Consider the following 21,300-nt stretch of genomic DNA (forward strand, 5'->3'; position numbering starts at 1 on the left):
GTTTCACACCTCACGGGCACTTCGGCGAGCCCATCGGCACGTTCGGCCACGGCCAGTTCTTCCAGCTGCCGCCCTCGCCGATGCAGGCCGAGCCGCCGTTGGCCGGAGCCGGGCTGTCGGTCGGAGCAGGAGTGCTCGTTGGTGCAGACGGACCAGTCGTCTCACTTGCCGCCCCATTCGTCGCCTCGGACGGCGCCGCAAGCCGCTGATCAACGTAAACCGTCGACACATAGCCGGCGACGATGACGCCGAGAAACACCGAAGACCCCTTGGCCAGATCGCTCAGCCGCATCGATCCCCTCCATCTGCTTGCCGTCACGGCCGCCACACCATCTTCAGCACCGGCCGGCCCGATGTCGGGTTCACATCCTCGCCGGCATGGGCAAAGCCGTTGCGCTCGTAGAAGCGGATGGCCCGGGCGTTGTCCTTGTTGACGAGCAGCGTGACGCCTGAGGATGACAGGCGTTTTGCTTCGTCGACCAGCAGATGCGCCGCATCCGACCCCCAGTGATTGGGGTCAACCACAAGCTGGTCGAGATAACCTTCACCATCGATGGTCACGAAACCGGTCAGTGCGCCATCTTGTTCCGAGACCACGATTTGGGCCTTCGGCACCAGCTCGTTGCGCCAGCGCGCGCGCCACCAGTCCAGGCGCGCAGTGAAGTCGATCTGCGGATAGGCCTGCTGCCAGGTGCGAAGCCACAGCTCGATCGTCGCCGCTTCGTCGGAGTCCACATAGGGGCGAAGGCGAAGCGCGCTCACTACCGCTCCGTCAGCTTCAGCTCGATGCGGCGGTTGCGCTTGTAGGCCTCTTCGGTGTTGCCTGTGTCGAGCGGCTGGAATTCGGCGAAGCCGGCGGCTACCAGGCGCTGGGCAGGGACGCCGAGCGAGATCAGATATTGCACCACCGAGATCGCGCGCGCCGACGACAGGTCCCAATTCGACTTGAAGTTCGGGCCGTTGACCGGCCGCACGTCGGTGTGGCCGTCGACGCGCAGCACCCAAGCGATCTCGCTCGGAATCTTCTTGTCGAGCTCGATCAGCGCGGCCGCCACCGTGTCGAGCTCGGCCTTGCCCTCCGGCAGCAGCGTTGCCTGTCCGGTGTCGAAGAACACTTCGGACTGGAACACGAAGCGGTCGCCGACAACGCGGATGTCAGGACGGTTGCCGAGAATGGCGCGTAAGCGCCCGAAGAACTCCGAGCGGTAGCGCGACAATTCCTGCACGCGCTGTGCCAGCGCCACGTTCAGCCGTGAGCCGAGATCGGCAATGCGGTTCTGCGATTCCTTGTCGCGCTTCTCGCTAGCATCCAACGCCTCTTCGAGCGCAGCCAATTGCCGGCGCAGCGCGCTGATCTGCTGGTTCAAAACCTCGATCTGCGCCAGCGCCCGCGCCGAGACCGCCTTCTCCGAGTCCAGCGCCTTGCCGAGCTCGGCGGTCTTTCCTTGCGCGTCGTTACCGGCATTGGCCAGGCCCTCATAGAGGCCCTTCATGCGGTCGCGTTCGCTCTCGGCCGAGGCGAGGCCGGCCTTGAGCTGCGACACCTGGTCGTCGAGCGAGAGCTTGCCGAGCTTCTCCAGCGACAGCAGTTCGGTGAGCTGGGCGATCTTGGCGTTGAGCTGCTCCAGCGCCTTGTCCTTGCCGGTCACCTCCTGCGACAGGAAGAACTGCACGACCAGAAACACCGAGAGCAGGAACACGATGGAGAGCACCAGCGTCGACAGAGCGTCGACGAATCCGGGCCAGTAGTTGAAGGCGCCTTCGCTGCGGCGGCCGCGGGCTAGAGCCATGCTCGCCTCTCAAATGCTGATTGCTTAACTCTTCTCGGGCTGGCGCGCGATGCGCTCCAGCAGGCGGCGGATCTCGCGGTTCTGCTCGCCCTGGCCGTCGGCCCATTCGCGGATCATCTGCTGCTCGGTGCGCATATGCGAGACCAGAGCCTGGATCGCTTCGGCGAGGCTCGCCATGGCCGCCGTGGTGCCGCGGCTGGCGCTGCCTTCCTCGAGCACGGAGCGCAGGCGCTCGACGGCCGCCTGAAGCTCGCCGCTGGCAACGCCGCCGCCACTGCTCGCGACGGCGGCGACTTCGCCGCTGCCGTATTCGCGCACGGTGGTGGCGAGCCAGTCTTCGAGGTCGGTGTAGAAGCGGTTCTGCGCCTGGCTCGATTGCAGATCGAGGAAGCCGAGGATCAGGGAGCCCGCGAGACCGAACAGCGAGCTCGAGAACGAAATGCCCATGCCGCCGAGCGGGGCGGCCAGGCCCTCCTTCAGCGTGTCGAACAGCGCGCCGGCATCGCCGCCGACCTTGAGCCCGTCGATCACCTTGCCGACCGAGCCGACCGTCTCGATCAGGCCCCAGAAGGTGCCGAGCAGGCCGAGGAACACCAACAGGCCGGTCATGTAGCGGGAGATGTCGCGGGCCTCGTCCAGGCGGGTCGCGATCGAATCGAGCAGATGCCGCATCGTCGTTTGCGTGATCGACATCCGCCCGGTGCGTTCACCGCCCAGGATCATCGCCATCGGCGCCAGCAGCTTGGGATGCCGGGCCGGTGCCAGGCCGGGATCGGCGATGCGGAAATTGTTGACCCAGGAGACCTCAGGATAGAGCCGGATGACCTGGCGGAAGGCCAGCACGATGCCGATGAACAGCACCGCCCCGATCAGGGCGTTCAGCCCGGGATTGGCGAAAAAGGCCTGGATGATCTGCTTGTAGAGCACCACGCCCACCAGCGCGCACAGCACCAGGAAAACCAGCATCCGCACCAGGAAGACGCTGGGGGAGGACAGTTTCGTGTACTCGATGTTGAGGGAGGAGCGGGGCGAGGCGCCTGGCGGCATGGCCGGTATCATCCGTTACGAAAGCTTGCTTGCATCCCACACTATGGCACAGCGCCCGCCCAAAAAAAGCGCCGGATGTGCGGATTTCGGGAAGGAGCCGCGGAACCCCAAGCTGAAACCGGGCTTTGATACGCCACATAGGCTGCAAAACTTCGGCATCCCCGTAGGCTGGCCTCGGCTTTTGCGCGGCGATCGTGCTGCTTCCGGCCGCCGGGACCTGGCCAGGGGAGGGGCTGCGTGAGCGTTGTTTCCGCGATCATGGGGACTGCCGAACGCGTGCCCTTGCCCGACGTGGTGGTCCGCGCCGCAATCCAGGGCCTGTGCTCCCGCACCGCAACCCGCCTCGCGGCGCTTGATGCGGTCGACGATGCCGCGTTCGCCGGCCGGATGATGTTGCGGCCGATCACCGGAGACGCCGCTGGCATTGAGATGAGGAATGTCGAATTGCCTGCGTCCTTCTTTGCGCAGGTGCTGGGCCCGAACCGCAAATACTCCTCCTGCTTCTACAAGACCGATGCAACGCCGCTCCAGGAAGCTGAGGAGGAGGCATTGCGCCAGACCGTCGCGCATGCCGGCCTCGCCGACGGGCAGACCATCCTCGAACTCGGCTGCGGCTGGGGCTCGCTGTCGCTGTGGATCGCGCGGCAGTTTCCGCATGCCAAGGTGACGGCGGTGTCGAGCTCGCGATCGCAGCGCGCCTATGTCGAGGAGATCGCGCGCCAGCGCGGCCTGCTGAACCTGCGCGTCGTCACATCAGACATGAACGTGTTCGCGCCGGAGGGCCAGTACGACCGCATCGTCTCGGTCGAGATGTTCGAGCACATGATGAACTGGCGCAAGCTGATGACGCGCGTGCGATCATGGCTGGCGCCCGACGGGCGCTTCTTCATCCACATCTTCACCCATCGCGCCGGCTCCTATGTCTTCGACCGCACCAATCGCGAAGACTGGATCGCGCAGCATTTCTTCACCGGCAGCGTAATGCCGAGCCATCAGCTCGTCAGGCAATATGATGATATCTTCCGGGTCGAGAAGGAATGGCGCTGGAGCGGCACTCATTATCAGCGAACGGCGAACGACTGGCTCGCCAATTTCGACGCGCATCGCGACGCGATCGAATCCTCCTTGCGCAAGATCTACGGTGAGGACATCGCGTCGTGGATGCGGCGCTGGCGCTGGTTCTTTCTCGCCACCGCAGGCCTGTTTGGTTATGCCGACGGAACGGAGTGGGGCGTCAGCCACTACAGGATGAAGGCGGCGGTCAACTGAACGCGATGTTCTGTCGCAGCGGGCCGTGACGGAACCTGACTCACAATCCGGTGAATCCAAAAAAATCAGCCTGAAGTCAGCGCCATAGCGGCGTGTGACATTGAGCCGCCCGCGCGATCCGTTGCGTCGCGGCGCGTCCATTCTATTTTGGCGGCACCAGTCGCGATAGTCCAGAACGGGCTCGCGCGACGCTCGATCGGTTTCAACAATCTTGGGGCACGCTACTTCATGTCAGGACTTCGAGCGCGATCGGCATGCGTTGCAATGATGCTCGCGGCCTTTGCGCCGCTGCTATCCGCTTGCGACGAATCTTCGTCCGCCGTCTCTGCCGCGCAGCCTGTCGAACCCGATGTCAGCATCGTCATGGTCAAGCCGCAACCGCGCGCCGTGGTTCGTGAGCTGCCGGGTCGGATCTCGCCGACGCGCGTTGCCGAGGTGCGGCCGCGTGTGTCAGGCATCGTGGTCGAGCGGTTGTTTCGCCAGGGCGGCGAGGTGAAGGCGGGCGATCCGCTCTATCGCATCGATCCGCGTCCATTCGAGGTCGAGGTGATGGCCAACGAGGCGGCGCTTGCCAAGGCCGATGCTGCGTTGAAGCAGGCGCAGCAGCAGGCGCGCCGCATCGCGACGTTGACCAGCCAGCGCGCCGCGCCCGAAGCCGAGAACGAAAAGACCATCGCCGCCGAGCTACAGGCCAAGGCCGAAGTGGAAGGGCGCAAAGCCGAGCTCGCGCGGGCAAAGCTCAACCTCGATTATGCGACCGTGCGCGCGCCGATCGACGGCGTGGTCGGCGCGGCGCTGGTCAGCGAAGGCGCGCTGGTCGTGCAGAACGAGACCAATCTCGCCACCGTGCAGCAACTCGATCCCGTCTATGCCGACTTCACCCAGTCGGTGACGGAGCTCAATCAGCTGCGCCGCGCTTTCGAGAGCGGCGATCTCGATCGCATCGCGGCCGATGCCGCCAAGGTTCGCCTCGTGCTCGACGACAACACCACCTATGGGCTGGACGGCAAATTGCTGTTCTCCGATGCCAAGGTCGATGCCCATACCGGCCAGGTGACCTTGCGCGGCGAGTTCCGCAATCCCAGGGGCGAACTGCTGCCCGGCATGTATGTCCGCGTCCGCACCGAGCAGGGCCTCGATAGCGACGCCATCGCAGTGCCGCAGCAGGCCGTCCAGCGCAACGGCGGCGGCGGCAGCGAGGTGTTCGTCGTCAAGGGCGACAATCGCGTCGCGGTGCAGCCGATTCGCACCGGTTCGGTGCAGGACGGCGTCTGGTTCGTCACCGAGGGCCTGAAGGCCGGCGACAAGGTCGTGGTCGAAGGCTTCCAGAAGTTCGCAGCCGGCGACAAGGTCAAGCCGCAGTCCTGGTCCGAGGCCGAGGCGGGCGCGGACGTCAGGCACACGCAGCAGGCCACGCGGTAACGCCGCATGCCGAGCTTCTTCATCGACAGGCCGATTTTCGCCTGGGTCGTCGCGCTGTTCATCTGTCTGATGGGCGCGATCTCGATCCCGCTGCTGCCGATCGCGCAATATCCGATCATCGCGCCGCCCTCGATCTCGATCTCGACGAGCTACCCGGGCGCGTCGCCGGAAAACCTCTACAACAGCGTCACGCGGCTGATCGAGGAGGAACTGAACGGCGCCTCCGGCATCCTCAACTTCGAATCCACCAGCGACTCGCTCGGCCAGGTCGAGATTACAGCCAATTTCCAGCCGGGTACCGATACCAGCGCGGCCTCGGTCGAGGTGCAGAACCGCATCAAGCGCGTCGAGGCGCGCCTGCCACGCGCGGTGATCCAGCAAGGCATCCTGATCGAGGAAGCCTCGAGTGCGGTGCTTCAGATTATTACATTGAATTCGACGGACGGCAGTCTCGACGAAGTCGGTCTCGGCGACTTCATGATCCGCAACGTGCTCGGTGAAATCCGCCGTATCCCCGGCGTCGGCCGTGCCACGCTCTATTCGACCGAACGCAGCCTTCGCGTCTGGGTCGATCCGGCAAAACTCGTCGGCTATGGGCTGACCGCTGACGACGTCAACAAGGCGATATCCGCTCAGAATGCACAAGTTGCCTCTGGCAGCATCGGCGCCGAGCCGTCGGCCGCGACCCAGCGCACCTCGGCTTTGGTGTTGGTCAAGGGCCAGTTGGCCTCGCCCGATGAATTCGGCGCCATCATCCTGCGCGCCAACGCGGACGGTTCGACCGTGCGGTTGCGTGACGTCGCCCGGATCGAGGTCGGCGGTCTCAGCTACCAGTTCAACACTCGCCTTGACGGCAAGCCGACCGCGGGTCTCTCCGTGCTGATGTCGCCGACCGGCAACGCGCTGGCGACCGCGAGCGCGGTCGAGGCGAAGATGAAGGAGCTGTCGCGCTTCTTCCCGGCCAACATCTCCTACGAGATCCCCTACAACATCACGCCCGTGGTCGAGGCCTCGATCAAGAAGGTGCTGTCGACGCTGTTAGAGGCCGTGGTGCTGGTATTCGTGGTGATGTTCCTTTTCTTGCAGAACATCCGTTACACCATCATCCCGACCATCGTGGTGCCGGTGGCGCTGCTCGGCGCCTGCACCACGCTGCTGCTCGCCGGCTATTCCATCAACATGCTCGGCATGTTCGGCATGGTGCTCGCGGTCGGCATCCTCGTCGACGACGCCATCGTCGTGGTGGAGAACGTCGAGCGCATCATGGCGGAGGAAGGCCTGTCGCCGAAGGACGCGACGCGGAAAGCCATGTCGCAGATATCAGGCGCGATCATCGGCATTACGCTGGTGCTGATGGCGGTGTTCGTGCCGATGGCGTTTTTTCCTGGCTCGGTCGGCATCATCTATCGCCAGTTCTCGGTGACGATGATTGCAGCGATCGGCTTCTCCGCCTTCCTGGCGCTGTCGCTGACGCCGGCGCTGTGTGCGACCTTGCTCAAGCCTGTCGCGGCCGGCCACGGCCATGCGAGGCGCGGCGTGTTCGGTTGGTTCAATCGCATGCTCGAAGGCGGCAAGGAAGGTTATTCCCGCACGGTCGGCTTCTCGCTCAAGCGCACCGGCCGCCTGATGCTGGTCTATGCTGCGCTGCTGGTTGGCCTGTCCTGGGCCTTCGTCAGCCTGCCCGGCGGCTTCCTGCCCGTCGATGACCAGGGCTTTGTCACCACCGACGTGCAGACGCCGTCCGACTCCTCCTACGGCCGCACCGAGGCCGTGATCGAGAAGGTGGAAAAATATTTGGCGCAACGGCCGGGTGTCGATAACGTCACCTTTCTTACCGGCTTCAGCTTCTCCGGCCAGGGCATGAACACTGCGCAGGCCTTCATCACCTTGAAGGACTGGTCGGAGCGCGGGCCGAAGGATTCAGCGGCGGCTGTTGTCAATGACATCAACCGCGATCTGTCCGCCTCGATCCGCGACGCCAAGATCTCGGCGCTGCAGCCGCCGCCGATCGACAATCTCGGCAACTCCTCCGGCTTCTCGTTCCGCCTGCAGGATCGCGGCCAGAAGGGCTATCCGGCGCTGATGAAGGCCGCCGACCGGTTGGTCGCGGAGGCCAATGCCAGCCCGGTGCTTCAGAAGGTCTATGTCGAAGGCCTGCCCGAGGCCGGCGTGGTCAATCTCGTGATCGACCGCGAGAAAGCCGGCGCCTTCGGCGTCACCTTCGAGGACATCAACAATACGATCTCGACCAATCTCGGCTCGAACTACATCAACGATTTCCCGAACCGCGGCCGCATGCAGCGCGTCGTGGTGCAGGCCGACAGCCGCGACCGCATGAAGACCGAGGACATCCTCAACTACAACGTCAAGAACAGCCGCGGCCAGCTGGTGCCGTTCTCCTCCATCGCCACGGTCGAATGGTCGCGCGGCCCGACCCAGATCGCCGGCTTCAACTATTATCCGGCGGTGCGCATCTCGGGCGAAGCGAAGCCCGGCTTCACCTCGGGCGATGCCATCGCCGAGATGGAGAGGCTCGCCGGCAAGCTGCCGCGCGGCTTCGGCTATGAATGGACCGGACAGTCCCTCCAGGAGAAGCTGTCGGGCTCGCAGGCGCCGTTCCTGCTGGCACTCTCCGTTTTCGTAGTGTTTCTGTGTCTCGCGGCACTGTACGAGAGCTGGACCATCCCGCTCGCGGTGCTGCTCACCGTGCCGCTTGGCATCGTCGGCGCCGTGGTCGCGGCCATGTTGCGCGGCCTGCCCAACGACGTCTATTTCACCGTCGGCCTGATCACCATCATCGGCCTCGCCGCTAAGGATGCGATCCTGATCATCGAGTTCGCCAAGGATCTGCGCAAAGAAGGCAAGCCGCTGGTGGAAGCGACGATCGAAGCCTGCCGCCTGCGCTTCCGCCCGATCCTGATGACGGGTCTTGCCTTCATCTGCGGCGTGCTGCCGATGGCCATCGCCCACGGCGCCGGCGGCGCCAGCCAGCAAGCGCTCGGCTCCGTCGTGATGGGCGGCATGATCGCGGTGGTCATCCTGGCGCTGCTGATGGTGCCGGTGTTCTTCGTCTCCGTGCAGCGTGTCCTGGCGGGGGACAGGGACAAGGAAGAGAAAAAGGCTGAGACGTATGGACCGCCTGCGCCGGCGGGAGCCGGCCACTAAGGTCCAACAGGCCTTCGGCTTGCTTTCCCTGAGGCGTCGATCCAGACTGCATCCCTGGATTGAAAGGATGTACACTCGCGCACCACCGCGAATGCACGTAGAGCCTGCCCATTGAGAGCGTGTGATGCGTCTGACCGACATTGCGATCTCGAACTATCGCTCCATTAGGCGGCTCTCCATACCAATCCACCCGCTGTCCGTCTTTGTCGGCGAGAATGGCGTCGGCAAATCCAACCTCTACAAGTCCCTGTCGCTGTTGCGCGACGCGGCGACCGGGCGGATCACGCGCACGATCGCCGACGAAGGCGGATTGAATTCGGTGTGCTGGTCCGGGCTCCGCAAACGCGGTGAAGACGGACGGCTGCGGTTATCAGCCAGATTCGACAGCATCAGATATTCCATTGAGCTCGGATTTCCCGCCCCGCTCGAGGCGGCGTTTTCCGGCGAGCCGATGATCAAGAGCGAAAGCATCGAGGCGACGCGGGGCAAGCGCACCGTTCAAATGATGGAACGAAAGAATTCGCTCGTCAGCGTCCGCGGCGACAGCGGCGCATGGATCAACCACAAGGATGCGGTGTTGCCGTCAGAGACGGCGCTTGCGGGCTTTTCCGATGGCCAGGAATGCCCTGAAATCCAATTGGTCAGAGCCGCGATGCTGGGCTGGCGGTTCTATCATGACTTCCGTACTGATCCGGCGTCACCGATACGTAAGCCCTGTCTGGCGATCACGACGCCTTCGCTCAGCGCCGATGGCACCGATTTGGCCGCGGCGCTGGCGACACTTTATACCATCAGGGGAGATGCCAGCGACCTGCAGGACGCAGTCGAGGATGCATTTCCGGGCGCTGAGCTCCGCGCCTGGGAGGAAGGCGGCCTGTGTGATTTTGACCTGCAACTGACGGATATGCCGCGGCCGTTCAGGGCTCACGAATTGTCCGACGGGACGCTGAAATACATTTGCCTGCTCGCGGTGTTCATGGGCTATCGATTGCCGCCGTTCATTGCACTGAACGAACCCGAGACCAGCCTGCATCCGTCGCTGCTGGCGCCATTGGCCCGGTTGATCGTCAGGGCCTCACGCCGCGCCGACATCTGGATCGTCACCCATTCGGAGCAACTGATGGAGGCGTTGCGAAGCGAGAGCTCGGTCCCGCTTCGCCGGGTGATCAAGGCGAAAGGCGCCACGACGATCGAGGGCCTGACCCTCGGCGGTGAATATCGCGAGGAGGAATCGGAAGACGACGATTCTTGAGTTCTGCAGATCGAGCCGTCGCCCGTATCCTTACGAAAGCTTCATCTTTCTCCGAGGGAACCGAACGCCGAGCAATCTGCTTGCACGCGGGGTTCGGGGTTCCACGGAGAAATCGTCCGAATGTTGCAGAAGATGCTTGCCGCTGCCGCCGTCGGCACCGGCGTGCTTGTGATGTCGAGCTTCACCGCGTCGGCGGCGATCGTCTGCCGGGGCCACACCTGCTGGCATACGCATGAGGCCTACGAGTTTCCGCACGAAGCGGGTGTCGTCGTCCATGAGGACAATTGGCACTGGGGTCCGCGCGAAAAGTTTGCCTTCCGCGAGCACGAGGGCCGCGGCTATTGGCACGGCCGCAAATGGGTGGCGTGGTAAGAGGCTGCGCGATGTGAGTCTGCAGGCCGCAATTGCGCGGCCTCCTACTTCCGCAAAATCTTCACCAGCTCCCCGTGCACGAACTCATTCCCGCACACCACATGCCCGGTCACCAGTGGATCGCCTGGGGTCGCGATATCGCTCACGGTGCCACCGGCTTCGCGCACCATCAGCACGCCGGCGGCGATGTCCCAGGATTGCAGGTTGCGCTCCCAATAGCCGTCGAGGCGGCCGGCGGCGACGAAGGCCAGGTCGAGTGAGGCGGCGCCGAAGCGGCGCAGGCCTGCGACACGGTCCTGGATCGCGGCCATCTCGCGGCGGAATTCCTCGTGGTCGCCGCGGCCAATGTGGGGCAGGCCGCAGGCCACGACGCATTCGTGGAGCTGGCGCCGGCCGGCCACGCGCAGGCGCTGGTCGTTGAGGAAGACGCCCTTGCCCCGCTCGGCGATGTAGAGCTCGTCATTGGCGGGGTTGTAGATCACGCCGGCGATGATGGTGCCCTCGCGCACGAGCCCGATGGAGATCGCGAATTGCGGGATTCCGTGCAGGAAGTTGGTGGTGCCATCAAGGGGATCGACGATCCAGGTGTGGCTCTTGTCGCTGCCCTCGCGAGTGCCGCCTTCCTCGCCGATGAAGCCGTAGCCGGGCCGCGCCTTGGAGAGGTCCTGGTAGAGGATCTCCTCGGCGCGCTTGTCCGCGAGGGTGACGAAATTGGCCGGGCCCTTGAGCGAGACCTGGAGATGCTCGATCTCGCCGAGATCGCGCTTGAGGCTGCGGCCGGCGCGGCGCGCGGCTTTGACCATGACGTTGATAGTGGCGGAATACAGCATGAGATCAGTCTTTGACGGGGGAGGGGCGCGGAACCACGCCATTTGAGGAGATGGGGTGCCTCGCGAGGGGGCAAACGTCAAGTCATTGCGTCAAGTCATTGCCTCAGGTCATCGTGCCCCAAGCCATTTTTTGGCCGCGGCCTCCGCCTTGGCGCGGTCGTCGGCCGGCAGCTCGGAAAACTGCTTGTCGAGCTCCGGGTCGCCCTTGCCGGAGGTTTTGGCGACCAGATGCCATTTGAATCCCTCGACCTTGTCCACCGATGTGCCCATTCCGTTGATCAGGACCCAGGCGAGGCGGTTCTGGGCAATCGCGCTGCCCTGGCGGGACGCCTTGCGCAGCAACGCGACGGCTGCGGGCTGGTTCTGGGGCGTGCCGGTGCCGTTGAACAGGGCAATGGCATATTCGACCTCGGCATCCACATTGTCGGCCAGCGAGGCGGCCTGGAGCAGCCGCACCGACCGTTCGAGGTCCTTCGGCACTCCGGTGCCTTCCTTGTAGAAGGTCGCAAGCGCGTATTGCGCCTCCGGCAAGCCGGCATCGGCCGCCTGGCGCAACAGCTCGGCGGAGCGATTGACGTCCTGCGGCAGGGTTTGTCCGTCGAGATAAAGCAAAGCGAGGTTATAGGCCGCCTTGGGCTCGCCGAGCTTGGCGGCGGAAGCCATCAGCTTGACCGCCTCCCCCTTGTCGACTGGCCCGCCGCGGCCGGCGATGCGCAGCATGGCGAGCGCGAACATCGCCTCGCGGTCGCCGGCATCGGACGCGCGCTTGTACCACTCGATCGCCTTGGCGTAGTCGCGCCTGATCCCCATCGCATTGGAATAGAGCTCGCCCAGCATGGTCATCGCCTTGGCGTCGCCGGTCTTGGCGCGCGCGCTGGCGAGTTCGAAGGCGGTCTTGTACTGGCCGCGCTGATAGGCGCCGAACACCAGATCGACGTTGGGATTGTCGGGGGCTGGTGCGGGGATCACCGTCGCAGGCAGCGCCGGGGTCGGCGACGCCGACGGCTTTGGCGCTGGCGCGGCTTCCTTCTTCTTGGTGATCGCGTGCGGCGCGACCTTGGGCTTGTCCTTGGCCGGCTCTTTAGGCTTCGGCTTCTCAGCCGGAGCGCTCGGGATGGTGGCCGGCGGCGTGATCTGGAGCTGCGCGAGCGCGGGTGTCGCCAGCAGCAGCGTGGTCAGAAGGGTGATGCGCGGGAGCGTCATGCCGGGCGCTGGCTCTGACCCGCCGCAACAGCCGTGAAGGCCTTCTTGATCGCGCCGTCGGCCTCGATCAGGGCGGCCTTGGGCCCGCGCGGATCGGCCCAGATGAAATCGCCGACCAGCACGAAATCGGCGCCGCTGGCGGCGAAGTCGTGAGCCTCTTCCAACGAAATGGCGTAGCCGACGCAGGGCGGCTCGAACAGCTCGGCCCACCAGTCCAGCCGCTCCGCGATCGCCTGTGACGACGGCCGCTGTCCCTTCGCGTCCGGCTCGCCGAACAGCAAATAATCCGCGCCGATCTCGCCTGCATCCATGGAATGGTGTCGCGTCGTCAGCCCGCCGACGCCGGCGATGCGATCGGGTTTGAGCGATGGCAGCGCCTCTTTCAGCGCGGCGATACCGGGCAGATGCGCGCCATCGGCGCCGCCGCGCGCGACGATTTCAGGATGGCCGTCGACGAGCAGGGCCGCGCCCGCATTCTGCACGACCGGCGCCAGCGCCTTGATCCGCGAGATCATGGTGCGCTGGTCGGTCTCCTTCAGCCGCACCAGCACGGCCGCGACATCGGCTGCCGCGAGCAGGTCAGGCAAGCCGGCGAGGAGCGCGGCGGGATCATCGACCACGGGCGTCGAGAGATAGAGGCGCGGCGCCGGGCGCGGCGGAGGCGGTTTGTTCGACAAGATCTAGGCTGCCTTCTGTTCCAGGCTGCTTTGCCATTCGCCCCGGGAGGCGAGGCCGTTCATGCGGGCGCGATGGCTGAATGCGTTCTGCCCGGCCGTAACATTCTCAGGCCGACCCGACCAGGCCTTCTGCGGCGCGGCCTGCAGCGCCCGGCCGTAGGAGAAGGTCAGGCCCCAGGGCAGCGGACCGAGCTTGTGCATGGCGTTGAGATGCGCGGTCGCCTCTTCGTCCGACTGGCCGCCGGAGAGGAAGGCGATGCCGGGCACCGCCGCGGGCACGCAAGCCTTCAGCAGCCGGATCGTCTTCTCGGCGACCTCCTCGACGGAGGCCTGCTTTGCGCATTTCTTGCCCGAGATCGCCATGTTCGGCTTCAGCACCATGCCCTCGAGCGCGACGCGCTGCAGGCGCAGCTCCTGGAAGGTCTTGTTGAGCACGCGTGTCGTCACATCATAGCAGCGATCGATGTCGTGATCGCCGTCCATCAGCACTTCAGGCTCGACGATCGGCACGATCTGCGCGGCCTGGCACAGCGCGGCGTAACGTGCCAGTGCGTGGGCATTGACGCTGATCGCGGTCATCGAGGGGATACCGCTCGCAATATCGATCACGGCGCGCCATTTGGCGAAACGCGCGCCGCGCTCGTAATATTTCTTCAAGCGTTCGGCGAGCTTGTCGAGCCCCACGGTGACGAGTTCGCCCGGGCACATCGGCAGGGCTTGCGTGCCCTCGTCGACCTTGATGCCGGGAATGGCGCCGCCACTCTCGATCAGCTTGATCAGCGGCGTGCCGTCCTTTGCATCCTGCCAGATCGTCTCGTCATAGAGGATCACGCCGGAGATGTACTGGCTCATGGCCTCCTTCGCGCGGAACAGCATCTCGCGATAGTCGCGACGGTTGGCTTCGGTCGATTCCACGCCGATGGCGTCGAACCGCTTCTTGATGGTGCCGGAGGATTCGTCGGCGGCAAGGATGCCCTTGCCCGGCGCGACCATGGCGGTCGCAACCCTGTTGAGCTCAGTCAGATTCATCGAGAGGTCCTCCCAAAACGATTCTGCCCTTGCCTGTGAAGTTAGACCGTTCTCGGGCAATTGCCGAGTTAACGTTGGTCGCAGGGTAACGGGGGGAGGCCGGGGTTGTTCGGCTCTCCCCGCTTGCGGGGAGAGGCCGGAATGCGCGCGATCAGCGCGGATTCCGGGTGAGGGGGACTCTCTTCGCGAGTCCACTGCCAGCGCCCCTGGGAAGACCCACCTCTCCCCGCAAGCGGGGAGAGGGGGAGGATAGAGCGGTTCAAGCTTACGCCACCTTCGCGATCGCTTACGCGACCTTGGGATCCAGCTCGCCCTTGGCGTAGCGCTTGGCCATCTCGGCGGGGGTCAGGATCTTCTTGAACTTGGCGGCTTGCCCCGCGGTATTGAACTCCTGGAGCCGCTGCTTGCACAGCTTGGTCATGGCCTCCATCGCCGGCTTCAGATACTTGCGCGGATCGAACTCTTCCGGATTGTCCTTGAGCACTTTCCGAATCTGGCCCGTCATGGCCATCCGGTTGTCGGTGTCGATGTTGATCTTGCGCACGCCGTTCTTGATGCCGCGCTGGATCTCGGCAACAGGCACGCCCCAGGTCGGCTTCATCTTGCCGCCATAGGCGTTGATGATGTCCTGCAGGTCCTGCGGCACTGAGGAGGAGCCGTGCATGACGAGATGGGTGTTCGGCAGCTTGCGGTGGATCTCCTCGATCACGTTCATGGCGAGGATGTCGCCGTCAGGCTTGCGGGTGAATTTGTAGGCGCCGTGAGAAGTCCCCATGGCGATCGCGAGCGCGTCGACCTTGGTCTCCTGCACGAACTTCACGGCCTCGTCCGGATTGGTCAGCAGCTGGTCGTGGCTGAGCTTGCCTTCGGCGCCGTGGCCGTCTTCCTTGTCGCCCATGCCTGTTTCGAGCGAGCCGAGGACGCCGAGTTCACCCTCGACCGAGATGCCGCCGAGATGGGCCATGTCGGTCACGGTCTTGGTGACGCCGACATTGTAATTCCAGTCGCCCGGGGTCTTGCCGTCGGCCTTCAGCGAGCCGTCCATCATCACCGAGGTGAAGCCGGCCTGGATCGCGGTCATGCAGGTCGCGGCCTCGTTACCGTGATCGAGATGCACGCAGACCGGAATGTGCGGATAGATTTCGGTGACCGCGTCCATCATGTGCTTGAGCATGACGTCGTTGGCGTATGAGCGGGCGCCGCGCGAGGCCTGGATGATGACGGGCGCGTCGACCTGGTTGGCCGCGTCCATGATCGCCAGCGCCTGCTCCATGTTGTTGATGTTGAAGGCCGGTACGCCGTAATCGTTCTCAGCCGCATGGTCGAGCAATTGACGCAACGTGATCCGAGCCATCTGTCATTTCTCCCTTTGGGCCCTCAGGGCCGCTTGCTTCTCGTCGGCGAATTACTTCGTGCGCAGAACTTCGACGCCGGGCAGAGGCTTGCCCTCCATCCATTCAAGGAATGCGCCGCCGGCGGTCGAGACATAGGTGAACCGGCCGGCAACCTGGGCCTGGTTGAGGGCAGCCACAGTGTCGCCGCCGCCCGCGATCGAAACCAGCTTCTTGGCCTTGGTGCGCTCCGCGGCGTGCTTGGCCGCCGCGACCGTGCCGCGGTCGAACGGCTGCATTTCGAAGGCGCCGAGCGGCCCGTTCCAGACCAGCGTCGCGGCATCGTCGATGGCCGCGTGGATGCGCGCGATCGACTGCGGGCCGACGTCCAGGATCATGCCGTCGGCCGGGATCGCATCGAGGCCGTAGGCGTGCGAGGGCGCATTCGCCGCGAAGTGATAGGCGACAGTGGCGTCGACCGGCAGGATGATGGCGCAGTTGGCGGCGTCCGCCTTCTCCATGATCCGCAGTGCGGTCGGCGCGAGGTCCTTCTCGGCCAGCGACTTGCCGACGCCGACGCCCTGGGCGTGCAGGAAGGTGTTGGCCATGCCGCCGCCGATCACGAGCGCGTCGACCTTGGTGACGAGGTTTTCCAGGAGATCGATCTTGGTCGAGACCTTGGCGCCGCCGATGATGGCGATGACGGGCTTGGTCGGCGAGCCCAGCGCCTTTTCGAGCGCATCGAGCTCGGCCTGCATGGTGCGGCCGGCATAGGCCGGCAGCTTGTGGCCGAGGCCTTCGGTCGAGGCATGGGCGCGGTGCGCGGCCGAGAACGCGTCGCTGACCCAGATGTCGCCGAGCTTTGCCAATTCTGCGACGAAGGCCGGATCGTTCTTCTCTTCTTCTTTATGGAAGCGGGTGTTTTCCAGGCAGAGGATCTCGCCGTCCTTCAGGGCTGCAACCGCCTTGGCGGCGGGCTCGCCGATGCAGTCGTCGGCGAACGCGACAGGCTTCTTCACGACCTGCGCCAGCGCCTGCGCGACCGGCAGAAGCGAATCCTTGGCGTCGCGGCCCTTGGGCCGGCCGAAATGCGCGAGCAGGATGACCTTGCCGCCCTTGTCCGAGATTTCGGTGATGGTCGGCGCGACGCGCTCGAGCCGGGTCGCGTCCGTGACGCGGCCGTTGTCCATCGGCACGTTGAGATCGACGCGCAGCAGCACGCGCTTGCCCTTCACGTCGACGTCGTCGAGGGTGCGGAATTTGTTGGTCATCTCTGACTCTCTTGTCCCGGGCGCATTGCGGCACGAAGCGCCGCTGTGCAGAACCGGGACCTACGCTGGAGGAACATGGGTCCCGGATCTGCGAAGCAGCGTTTCACGCTGCGTCGCGTCCGGGACACGAGAGCGGAGTTAGATCACCTTCGACATCGCAACGGCGGTGTCCGCCATGCGGTTCGAAAAACCCCACTCGTTGTCGTACCAGGACATCACGCGCACCAGCGTGCCGTTCTGCACCTTGGTCTGGTCCTCGTGAAAGGTCGAGGAGTGCGGATCGTGGTTGAAGTCGATCGAGACGTTCGGCGCGTTGGTGTAGCCGAGCACGCCCTTGAGCTGCTGCTCCGAGGCGCGCTTCATCGCCGCGTTGATTTCCTTGGCGTCGGTGGCGCGCTTGGCGACGATCTTGAGGTCGACGACCGAGACGTTCGGGGTCGGCACGCGGATCGCAACGCCGTCGAGCTTGCCCTTCAACTCGGGCAGCACGAGGCCGATGGCCTTGGCGGCGCCGGTCGAGGTCGGGATCATCGACATCGCAGCCGCACGGCCGCGGTAGAGATCCTTGTGCAGCGTGTCCAGGGTCGGCTGGTCGCCCGTGTAGGCGTGGATCGTGGTCATGAAGCCGGTCTCGATGCCGACGAGGTCGTTCAGCACCTTGGCGATCGGCGCGAGGCAGTTGGTGGTGCAGGAGCCGTTGGAGACGACCATGTGATCTTTGGTCAGCGTCTCGTGGTTGACGCCGTAGACGATGGTGGCGTCGGCGCCGTCAGCGGGCGCGGAGACCAGCACGCGCTTGGCGCCGGCGGTCAGATGCGCGGAGGCCTTGTCCTTCGAGGTGAAGATGCCGGTACACTCCAGCGCGATGTCGACGCCGAGATCCTTCCACGGCAGCTTCGAGGGATCGCGCTCGGCGCTCACCTTGATCTTGCCATTGCCGAGGCTGATCGAGTCACCCTCGACCGTCACCGTGCCGGGGAAGCGGCCATGGACGCTGTCGTAACGAAGGAGATGAGCGTTGGTCTCGACCGGGCCGAGGTCGTTGATGCCGACGACCTCGATGTCCTTGCGCCCCGACTCCGCGATCGCCCGCAGGACGTTGCGGCCGATGCGGCCAAAACCGTTGATTGCCACGCGGACTGCCATGTTTCGTCTCCTTCAATGACCGTTGTCATCCCGCACAGCGCGCTTCTAACGCGCCGGCGAGGGTTTTTTAGGGGCGGACGCCCGGTTCGGCCGGGCGGTGCTTGATCATATGGAAGACTACGTAGTCCTTTTTTCGGGCAAGCTCAACTCTCAGGAAACGCGCTTCACGACGGCGTTAACCGCAGCCTCGGCGGTAATGCCAAAGTGTTTGAAAAGGTCCTTTGCCGGCGCGCTGGCGCCAAAGGAATGCATGCCCACGAATTCGCCATCCTGGCCGATCACGGCGTCCCAGCCCCAGCGCACGGCCGCCTCGATCGCGACCTTCACCGGCGCATGGCCGATGATGGCGGCACGCTTGGCCTCTGGTTGCGCTAACAACAGCTCGAGCGAGGGCACCGAGACCACCCGCGACGCGATGCCGCGCTCGGCGAGCTGCTTCTGGGCGGCCACCGCGATCTCGACCTCGGAGCCGGAGGCGAACAGCGTCGCCTTGGCTTCACCCTGGGCTGCAACCAGTTCGTAGGCGCCTGATTGGCAGGCGTTCTCGTTGGCGGTGGTGCGGAGCTGCGGCAGGTTCTGCCGCGTCAGCGCCAGCACGGTCGGGCCATCGATCCGGTTCAGGGCAAGCTCCCAGCATTCGGCGACCTCGATGGCGTCGCAGGGGCGGAACACGCGCATGTTCGGAATCGCACGCAGCGCTGCGAGATGCTCGACCGGCTGATGGGTCGGACCGTCTTCACCAAGGCCGATGGAATCGTGCGTCATGACGTAGACGACGCCGGCGCCCATCAGCGCGGCCAGCCGCATCGCAGGGCGCGCGTAGTCGGTGAAGACGAGGAAGGTCGCGCCGTTCGGCGCGAAGCCGCCGTGCAGGAAGATGCCGTTCATCGCAGCCGCCATGCCGTGCTCGCGGATGCCGTAATGGATGAAGCGGCCCTTCGGCGTCTTGGCGGAGAAGGCGGTCGCCGACTTCGCCTTGTTGTTGTTGGAGCCGGTGAGGTCGGCGGAGCCGGCGAGGAATTCCATCGGCATCGCGCCGGCGATCACCTCGATGACGGCTTCCGACGATTTGCGGGTGGCCGCAGTCATCGGTTTTTCCAAAAGCTCCTTCTTGTAGGTGCGGAATGCCTTGGCGAGCGAGGCCGGTCGCTCATGACGCAGGCGGCGCTCGAACTCGGCGCGCTTGCGGCTGCCGAGTTCGCCGAGCCGCCCTTCCCATTCCTGCCGAGCGGCTGCGCCGCGGCTGCCGGCTGCGCGCCAGGCCTTCAGCACGTCGTCGGGCACGGAGAACGGCTCGAGCGAGATGCCGAGATTTTCCTTGGCGGCCTTGAGCTCGTCGGCGCCGAGCGCTTCGCCATGCGCCTTCGCGGTGCCGGCCTTGTGCGGCGCGCCGAAACCGATGGTGGTGCGGCAGGCGATCAGCGTCGGCTTGTTGGACTTTTGCGCGCGGGTGATCGCAGCCGCGATGGCGGCCTGATCATGACCGTCGATCTTCTCGGCGGCCCAGCCGGCCGACTTGAAGCGCTTCACCTGGTCGACCGAGTCGGAGATCGAGGTCGGGCCGTCGATCGAGATGCCGTTATCGTCGTAGAGCACGATCAGCTTGCCGAGCTTCCAGTGGCCGGCCATCGCGATCGCTTCCTGCGACACGCCTTCCATCAGGTCGCCGTCGGAGGCGATCACATAGGTGTGGTGATCGACGATCTTCCTGCCGAACTCGGCGGCGAGCATCTTCTCGGCGAGCGCCATGCCGACCGCGGTCGAGATGCCCTGGCCGAGCGGGCCGGTGGTGGTCTCGATGCCCTTGGTGTGGAAATTCTCGGGATGCCCCGGTGTCAGCGAGCCGAGCTGGCGAAAGTTCTTGAGCTGGTCCAGCGTCATCGCTTCGTTGCCGGTCAAGTACAGCAGCGCGTAGAGCAGCATCGAGCCGTGGCCGGCCGACAGCACGAAACGGTCGCGGTCGGGCCAGTCGGTTGCAGCCGCATCGTATTTCAGGAATTGCGTGAACAGCACCGTGGCCATGTCGGCGGCGCCCATCGGCAGGCCGGGATGGCCCGACTTCGCCTTCTCGACGGCATCCATTGCGAGGCCGCGGATTGCGTTGGCCATGCGGTTGTGGTCGACCTGCGTCATGTCTGAAATCCGTCTGAAATGAAGCGCTTGGCGGCGGTTCGCCCGCGCGGAAAGGAGCCTTTCGGCCTCGGAAGGTCGGGGCTGGGATAGCATCTCGGTTCCGGCAGGCCAAGGCAATCAAACGCGCCACGACCCGAAAAGCTGCTTATCGGTGCATAGTTTCGCGGCGACGTTGCGCTTGGCTAGCTTGCCACGTAAATTTCTGCTTCTAACCGCTTGCCGAACCGAGTCTTTTGCCGGGCGGCAGGCCCCCGAGGTAAAGGTTACGCAAGCCCACAGGTTCCGCCGCTGACTGCATGAACGATCGCGTTTCCAAAAGCTCTGCCATGACGGAGTCCTCCGCCGTCGAGATCGAGATCGCGACCCGCAGACTCACGGCGGCGCTCGACGCGCTCGAAAGCGCGGTCGAGCGGCGGCGCGACGCCGACCGCGATGAGAACGAGCTTGCGACGCGAATCCAGGCGCTGGGCGCAGACCGCTCGCGCTTAGCCGACGAGCTCGATGGTGCGCTGATGAAGGCGCGCAAGCTCGAGCGCACCAACCGCGAGATCTCCGACCGGCTGGACTCCGCGATCGTGACGATACGCTCGGTGCTCGATACCGGAGAGGACGGATGAGCCACATCAACGTCACCATCAACGCCCGGCAATACCGCATGGCCTGCGAGGAAGGCCAGGAGGTGCGGCTGTTGAAGCTCGCCGAAAGCCTGGAGACGCGGATCCAGTCGCTGCGTGGGAAATTCGGTGAGATCGGCGATGCGCGACTTACCGTGATGGCGGCGCTGACCGTCTGCGACGAGCTGGTCGACGCCGGCAATCGCATCCGCACCATGGAGCAGGAGCTGGTCGAGCTCCGCGATTTCCGCAACGCCGCCGTCGAGCGCGCCCGGATCACGCAGACCGCCGTGGTCAACGCGCTGAACGCAGCGGCGGAGCGTATCGAGAAGTCGACGCAGGTGTTGAACCGGACCGTCGGGAATGGAATTGCGATCGGGTGATGGTCTCCTCTCCCTCTCCGCTGGGCGAGGACCCCCAAGAGCAGAGAACCGCACCCGCGCCTGCGGCGCGACCTCTCCCGCAAGCGGGAGAAGTGAGTAACCACCGGTTGGGCTGGCGATTCGTCAGTATCGTTGTTACATTGCGCGAGCGAGGCTGCGACGTGCGTCAGGAGCCATATATCCCCGGGGCCTTATCGATCCTTTAGGGAACTGTCCCTGGCCGGGCCCGTGGGCCCGGACATATGGTGCCCACCTACTTTCGTAGGGAACTCCGGGATCGAGTGCTTCAACGGCGTCCGCGGCTTCGCACTTTTGTTTGCTTGGTTCGTGCCTGTCGAAACGAGTGCGGCCAATTCGGCAGGTGTC

Annotated in this window: 19 protein-coding genes and 1 other RNA gene; 8 read left to right on the plus strand and 12 right to left on the minus strand. The window is 64.9% G+C overall.

Translation table 11 applies throughout. The features are described from left to right. Positions 1-10: 10 nt before the first annotated feature. Genes ACVIIW_RS13795 through ACVIIW_RS13810 form a run of 4 tightly spaced genes read right to left on the minus strand, consistent with a single transcriptional unit; the run spans position 11 to position 2,837 of the window. Positions 11-292, minus strand: coding sequence for a hypothetical protein (locus ACVIIW_RS13795; protein WP_456701254.1), 282 nt, complete (start codon positions 290-292; stop codon positions 11-13). Positions 293-315: 23 nt separating this feature from the next. Further along, a complete protein-coding gene (locus ACVIIW_RS13800) occupies positions 316-762 on the minus strand; it encodes a GNAT family N-acetyltransferase (RefSeq protein WP_456701255.1) in 447 nt (148 codons plus the stop codon). After that, a complete protein-coding gene (locus ACVIIW_RS13805; RefSeq protein WP_456701256.1) occupies positions 762-1,790 on the minus strand; it encodes a peptidoglycan -binding protein in 1,029 nt (342 codons plus the stop codon). The genes ACVIIW_RS13800 and ACVIIW_RS13805 overlap by 1 nt, the downstream gene beginning before the upstream one ends. 24 nt (positions 1,791-1,814) lie before the next feature. Beyond that, positions 1,815-2,837 carry a flagellar motor protein MotA gene (locus tag ACVIIW_RS13810; protein ID WP_456701257.1) on the minus strand — a complete coding sequence of 341 codons (1,023 nt, stop codon included), beginning with the start codon at positions 2,835-2,837 and terminating at the stop codon, positions 1,815-1,817. Positions 2,838-3,074: 237 nt separating this feature from the next. On the opposite strand from ACVIIW_RS13810, the gene ACVIIW_RS13815 reads away from it, so the two are divergent. From ACVIIW_RS13815 to ACVIIW_RS13835, 5 genes are all read left to right on the plus strand, one after another. Further along, positions 3,075-4,106, plus strand: a complete 1,032-nt coding sequence (locus tag ACVIIW_RS13815) for an SAM-dependent methyltransferase (protein WP_456701258.1) — start codon at positions 3,075-3,077, stop codon at positions 4,104-4,106. Positions 4,107-4,334: 228 nt separating this feature from the next. Then, positions 4,335-5,528 (plus strand): efflux RND transporter periplasmic adaptor subunit, encoded by a 1,194-nt coding sequence (locus tag ACVIIW_RS13820; RefSeq protein WP_456701259.1) that lies wholly within the window; start codon positions 4,335-4,337, stop codon positions 5,526-5,528. Positions 5,529-5,534: 6 nt separating this feature from the next. Next, a complete protein-coding gene (locus tag ACVIIW_RS13825) occupies positions 5,535-8,693 on the plus strand; it encodes a multidrug efflux RND transporter permease subunit (RefSeq protein ID WP_456701260.1) in 3,159 nt (1,052 codons plus the stop codon). Positions 8,694-8,817: 124 nt separating this feature from the next. Beyond that, positions 8,818-9,945 (plus strand): AAA family ATPase, encoded by a 1,128-nt coding sequence (locus tag ACVIIW_RS13830; protein ID WP_456701261.1) that lies wholly within the window; start codon positions 8,818-8,820, stop codon positions 9,943-9,945. Positions 9,946-10,065: 120 nt separating this feature from the next. After that, positions 10,066-10,317: a hypothetical protein gene (locus ACVIIW_RS13835; RefSeq protein WP_456701262.1), complete on the plus strand. Its 252-nt coding sequence runs from the start codon at positions 10,066-10,068 to the stop codon at positions 10,315-10,317. Positions 10,318-10,361: 44 nt separating this feature from the next. Here the strand turns inward: ACVIIW_RS13835 and ACVIIW_RS13840 are convergent, their stop codons facing one another. From ACVIIW_RS13840 to tkt, 8 genes are all read right to left on the minus strand, one after another. After that, complete coding sequence (locus tag ACVIIW_RS13840; RefSeq protein ID WP_456701263.1) at positions 10,362-11,147, minus strand: inositol monophosphatase family protein; 786 nt, start codon at positions 11,145-11,147, stop codon at positions 10,362-10,364. A gap of 108 nt (positions 11,148-11,255) precedes the next feature. Then, entirely contained in the window at positions 11,256-12,350 is a 1,095-nt protein-coding gene (locus ACVIIW_RS13845) for an HcpA family protein (RefSeq protein WP_456701264.1), read from the minus strand. Continuing rightward, the gene (locus ACVIIW_RS13850; protein ID WP_456701265.1) at positions 12,347-13,027 is read right to left on the minus strand and encodes a thiamine phosphate synthase; all 681 of its coding nucleotides are present in this window, start codon (positions 13,025-13,027) and stop codon (positions 12,347-12,349) included. The genes ACVIIW_RS13845 and ACVIIW_RS13850 overlap by 4 nt, the downstream gene beginning before the upstream one ends. A gap of 3 nt (positions 13,028-13,030) precedes the next feature. Beyond that, positions 13,031-14,056: a class I fructose-bisphosphate aldolase gene (locus ACVIIW_RS13855; protein ID WP_456701266.1), complete on the minus strand. Its 1,026-nt coding sequence runs from the start codon at positions 14,054-14,056 to the stop codon at positions 13,031-13,033. Between the two features lie 286 nt (positions 14,057-14,342). After that, positions 14,343-15,410, minus strand: coding sequence for a class II fructose-bisphosphate aldolase (fba, locus tag ACVIIW_RS13860; RefSeq protein WP_092227131.1), 1,068 nt, complete (start codon positions 15,408-15,410; stop codon positions 14,343-14,345). 51 nt (positions 15,411-15,461) lie between these two features. Continuing rightward, complete coding sequence (locus ACVIIW_RS13865) at positions 15,462-16,658, minus strand: phosphoglycerate kinase (protein WP_456701267.1); 1,197 nt, start codon at positions 16,656-16,658, stop codon at positions 15,462-15,464. A gap of 138 nt (positions 16,659-16,796) precedes the next feature. After that, on the minus strand, positions 16,797-17,804 hold the full coding sequence (gene gap / locus ACVIIW_RS13870) for a type I glyceraldehyde-3-phosphate dehydrogenase (protein WP_456701268.1): 1,008 nt from the start codon (positions 17,802-17,804) through the stop codon (positions 16,797-16,799). A 150-nt stretch (positions 17,805-17,954) separates the two neighbouring features. Further along, complete coding sequence (gene tkt, locus ACVIIW_RS13875) at positions 17,955-19,937, minus strand: transketolase (protein ID WP_456701269.1); 1,983 nt, start codon at positions 19,935-19,937, stop codon at positions 17,955-17,957. 326 nt (positions 19,938-20,263) lie between these two features. Between tkt and ACVIIW_RS13880 the strand changes: the two genes are divergently transcribed. The 3 genes from ACVIIW_RS13880 to ssrS all read left to right on the plus strand — a co-directional run bounded on the left by ACVIIW_RS13880 (position 20,264) and on the right by ssrS (position 21,243). Beyond that, positions 20,264-20,554: a DUF4164 domain-containing protein gene (locus ACVIIW_RS13880; protein WP_092227135.1), complete on the plus strand. Its 291-nt coding sequence runs from the start codon at positions 20,264-20,266 to the stop codon at positions 20,552-20,554. Next, positions 20,551-20,934 (plus strand): cell division protein ZapA, encoded by a 384-nt coding sequence (locus ACVIIW_RS13885; RefSeq protein WP_456701270.1) that lies wholly within the window; start codon positions 20,551-20,553, stop codon positions 20,932-20,934. Before ACVIIW_RS13880 ends, ACVIIW_RS13885 begins: the two co-directional genes overlap by 4 nt. A gap of 148 nt (positions 20,935-21,082) precedes the next feature. Beyond that, a non-coding RNA gene (gene ssrS, locus ACVIIW_RS13890) (6S RNA) lies at positions 21,083-21,243 on the plus strand. Positions 21,244-21,300 lie beyond the last annotated feature (57 nt).

The organism is Bradyrhizobium sp. USDA 4449 (genome assembly GCF_054056275.1).

Coding starts and splice junctions, on each gene's coding strand:
- ACVIIW_RS13795 (WP_456701254.1), bottom strand. CDS start 292: ATGCGGCTGAGCGATCTGGCCAAGGGGTCTTCGGTGTTTCTCGGCGTC.
- ACVIIW_RS13805 (WP_456701256.1), bottom strand. CDS start 1,790: ATGGCTCTAGCCCGCGGCCGCCGCAGCGAAGGCGCCTTCAACTACTGG.
- ACVIIW_RS13810 (WP_456701257.1), bottom strand. CDS start 2,837: ATGCCGCCAGGCGCCTCGCCCCGCTCCTCCCTCAACATCGAGTACACG.
- ACVIIW_RS13820 (WP_456701259.1), top strand. CDS start 4,335: ATGTCAGGACTTCGAGCGCGATCGGCATGCGTTGCAATGATGCTCGCG.
- ACVIIW_RS13825 (WP_456701260.1), top strand. CDS start 5,535: ATGCCGAGCTTCTTCATCGACAGGCCGATTTTCGCCTGGGTCGTCGCG.
- ACVIIW_RS13830 (WP_456701261.1), top strand. CDS start 8,818: ATGCGTCTGACCGACATTGCGATCTCGAACTATCGCTCCATTAGGCGG.
- ACVIIW_RS13835 (WP_456701262.1), top strand. CDS start 10,066: ATGTTGCAGAAGATGCTTGCCGCTGCCGCCGTCGGCACCGGCGTGCTT.
- ACVIIW_RS13840 (WP_456701263.1), bottom strand. CDS start 11,147: ATGCTGTATTCCGCCACTATCAACGTCATGGTCAAAGCCGCGCGCCGC.
- ACVIIW_RS13845 (WP_456701264.1), bottom strand. CDS start 12,350: ATGACGCTCCCGCGCATCACCCTTCTGACCACGCTGCTGCTGGCGACA.
- ACVIIW_RS13855 (WP_456701266.1), bottom strand. CDS start 14,056: ATGAATCTGACTGAGCTCAACAGGGTTGCGACCGCCATGGTCGCGCCG.
- fba (WP_092227131.1), bottom strand. CDS start 15,410: ATGGCTCGGATCACGTTGCGTCAATTGCTCGACCATGCGGCTGAGAAC.
- ACVIIW_RS13865 (WP_456701267.1), bottom strand. CDS start 16,658: ATGACCAACAAATTCCGCACCCTCGACGACGTCGACGTGAAGGGCAAG.
- gap (WP_456701268.1), bottom strand. CDS start 17,804: ATGGCAGTCCGCGTGGCAATCAACGGTTTTGGCCGCATCGGCCGCAAC.
- tkt (WP_456701269.1), bottom strand. CDS start 19,937: ATGACGCAGGTCGACCACAACCGCATGGCCAACGCAATCCGCGGCCTC.
- ACVIIW_RS13880 (WP_092227135.1), top strand. CDS start 20,264: ATGACGGAGTCCTCCGCCGTCGAGATCGAGATCGCGACCCGCAGACTC.
- ACVIIW_RS13885 (WP_456701270.1), top strand. CDS start 20,551: ATGAGCCACATCAACGTCACCATCAACGCCCGGCAATACCGCATGGCC.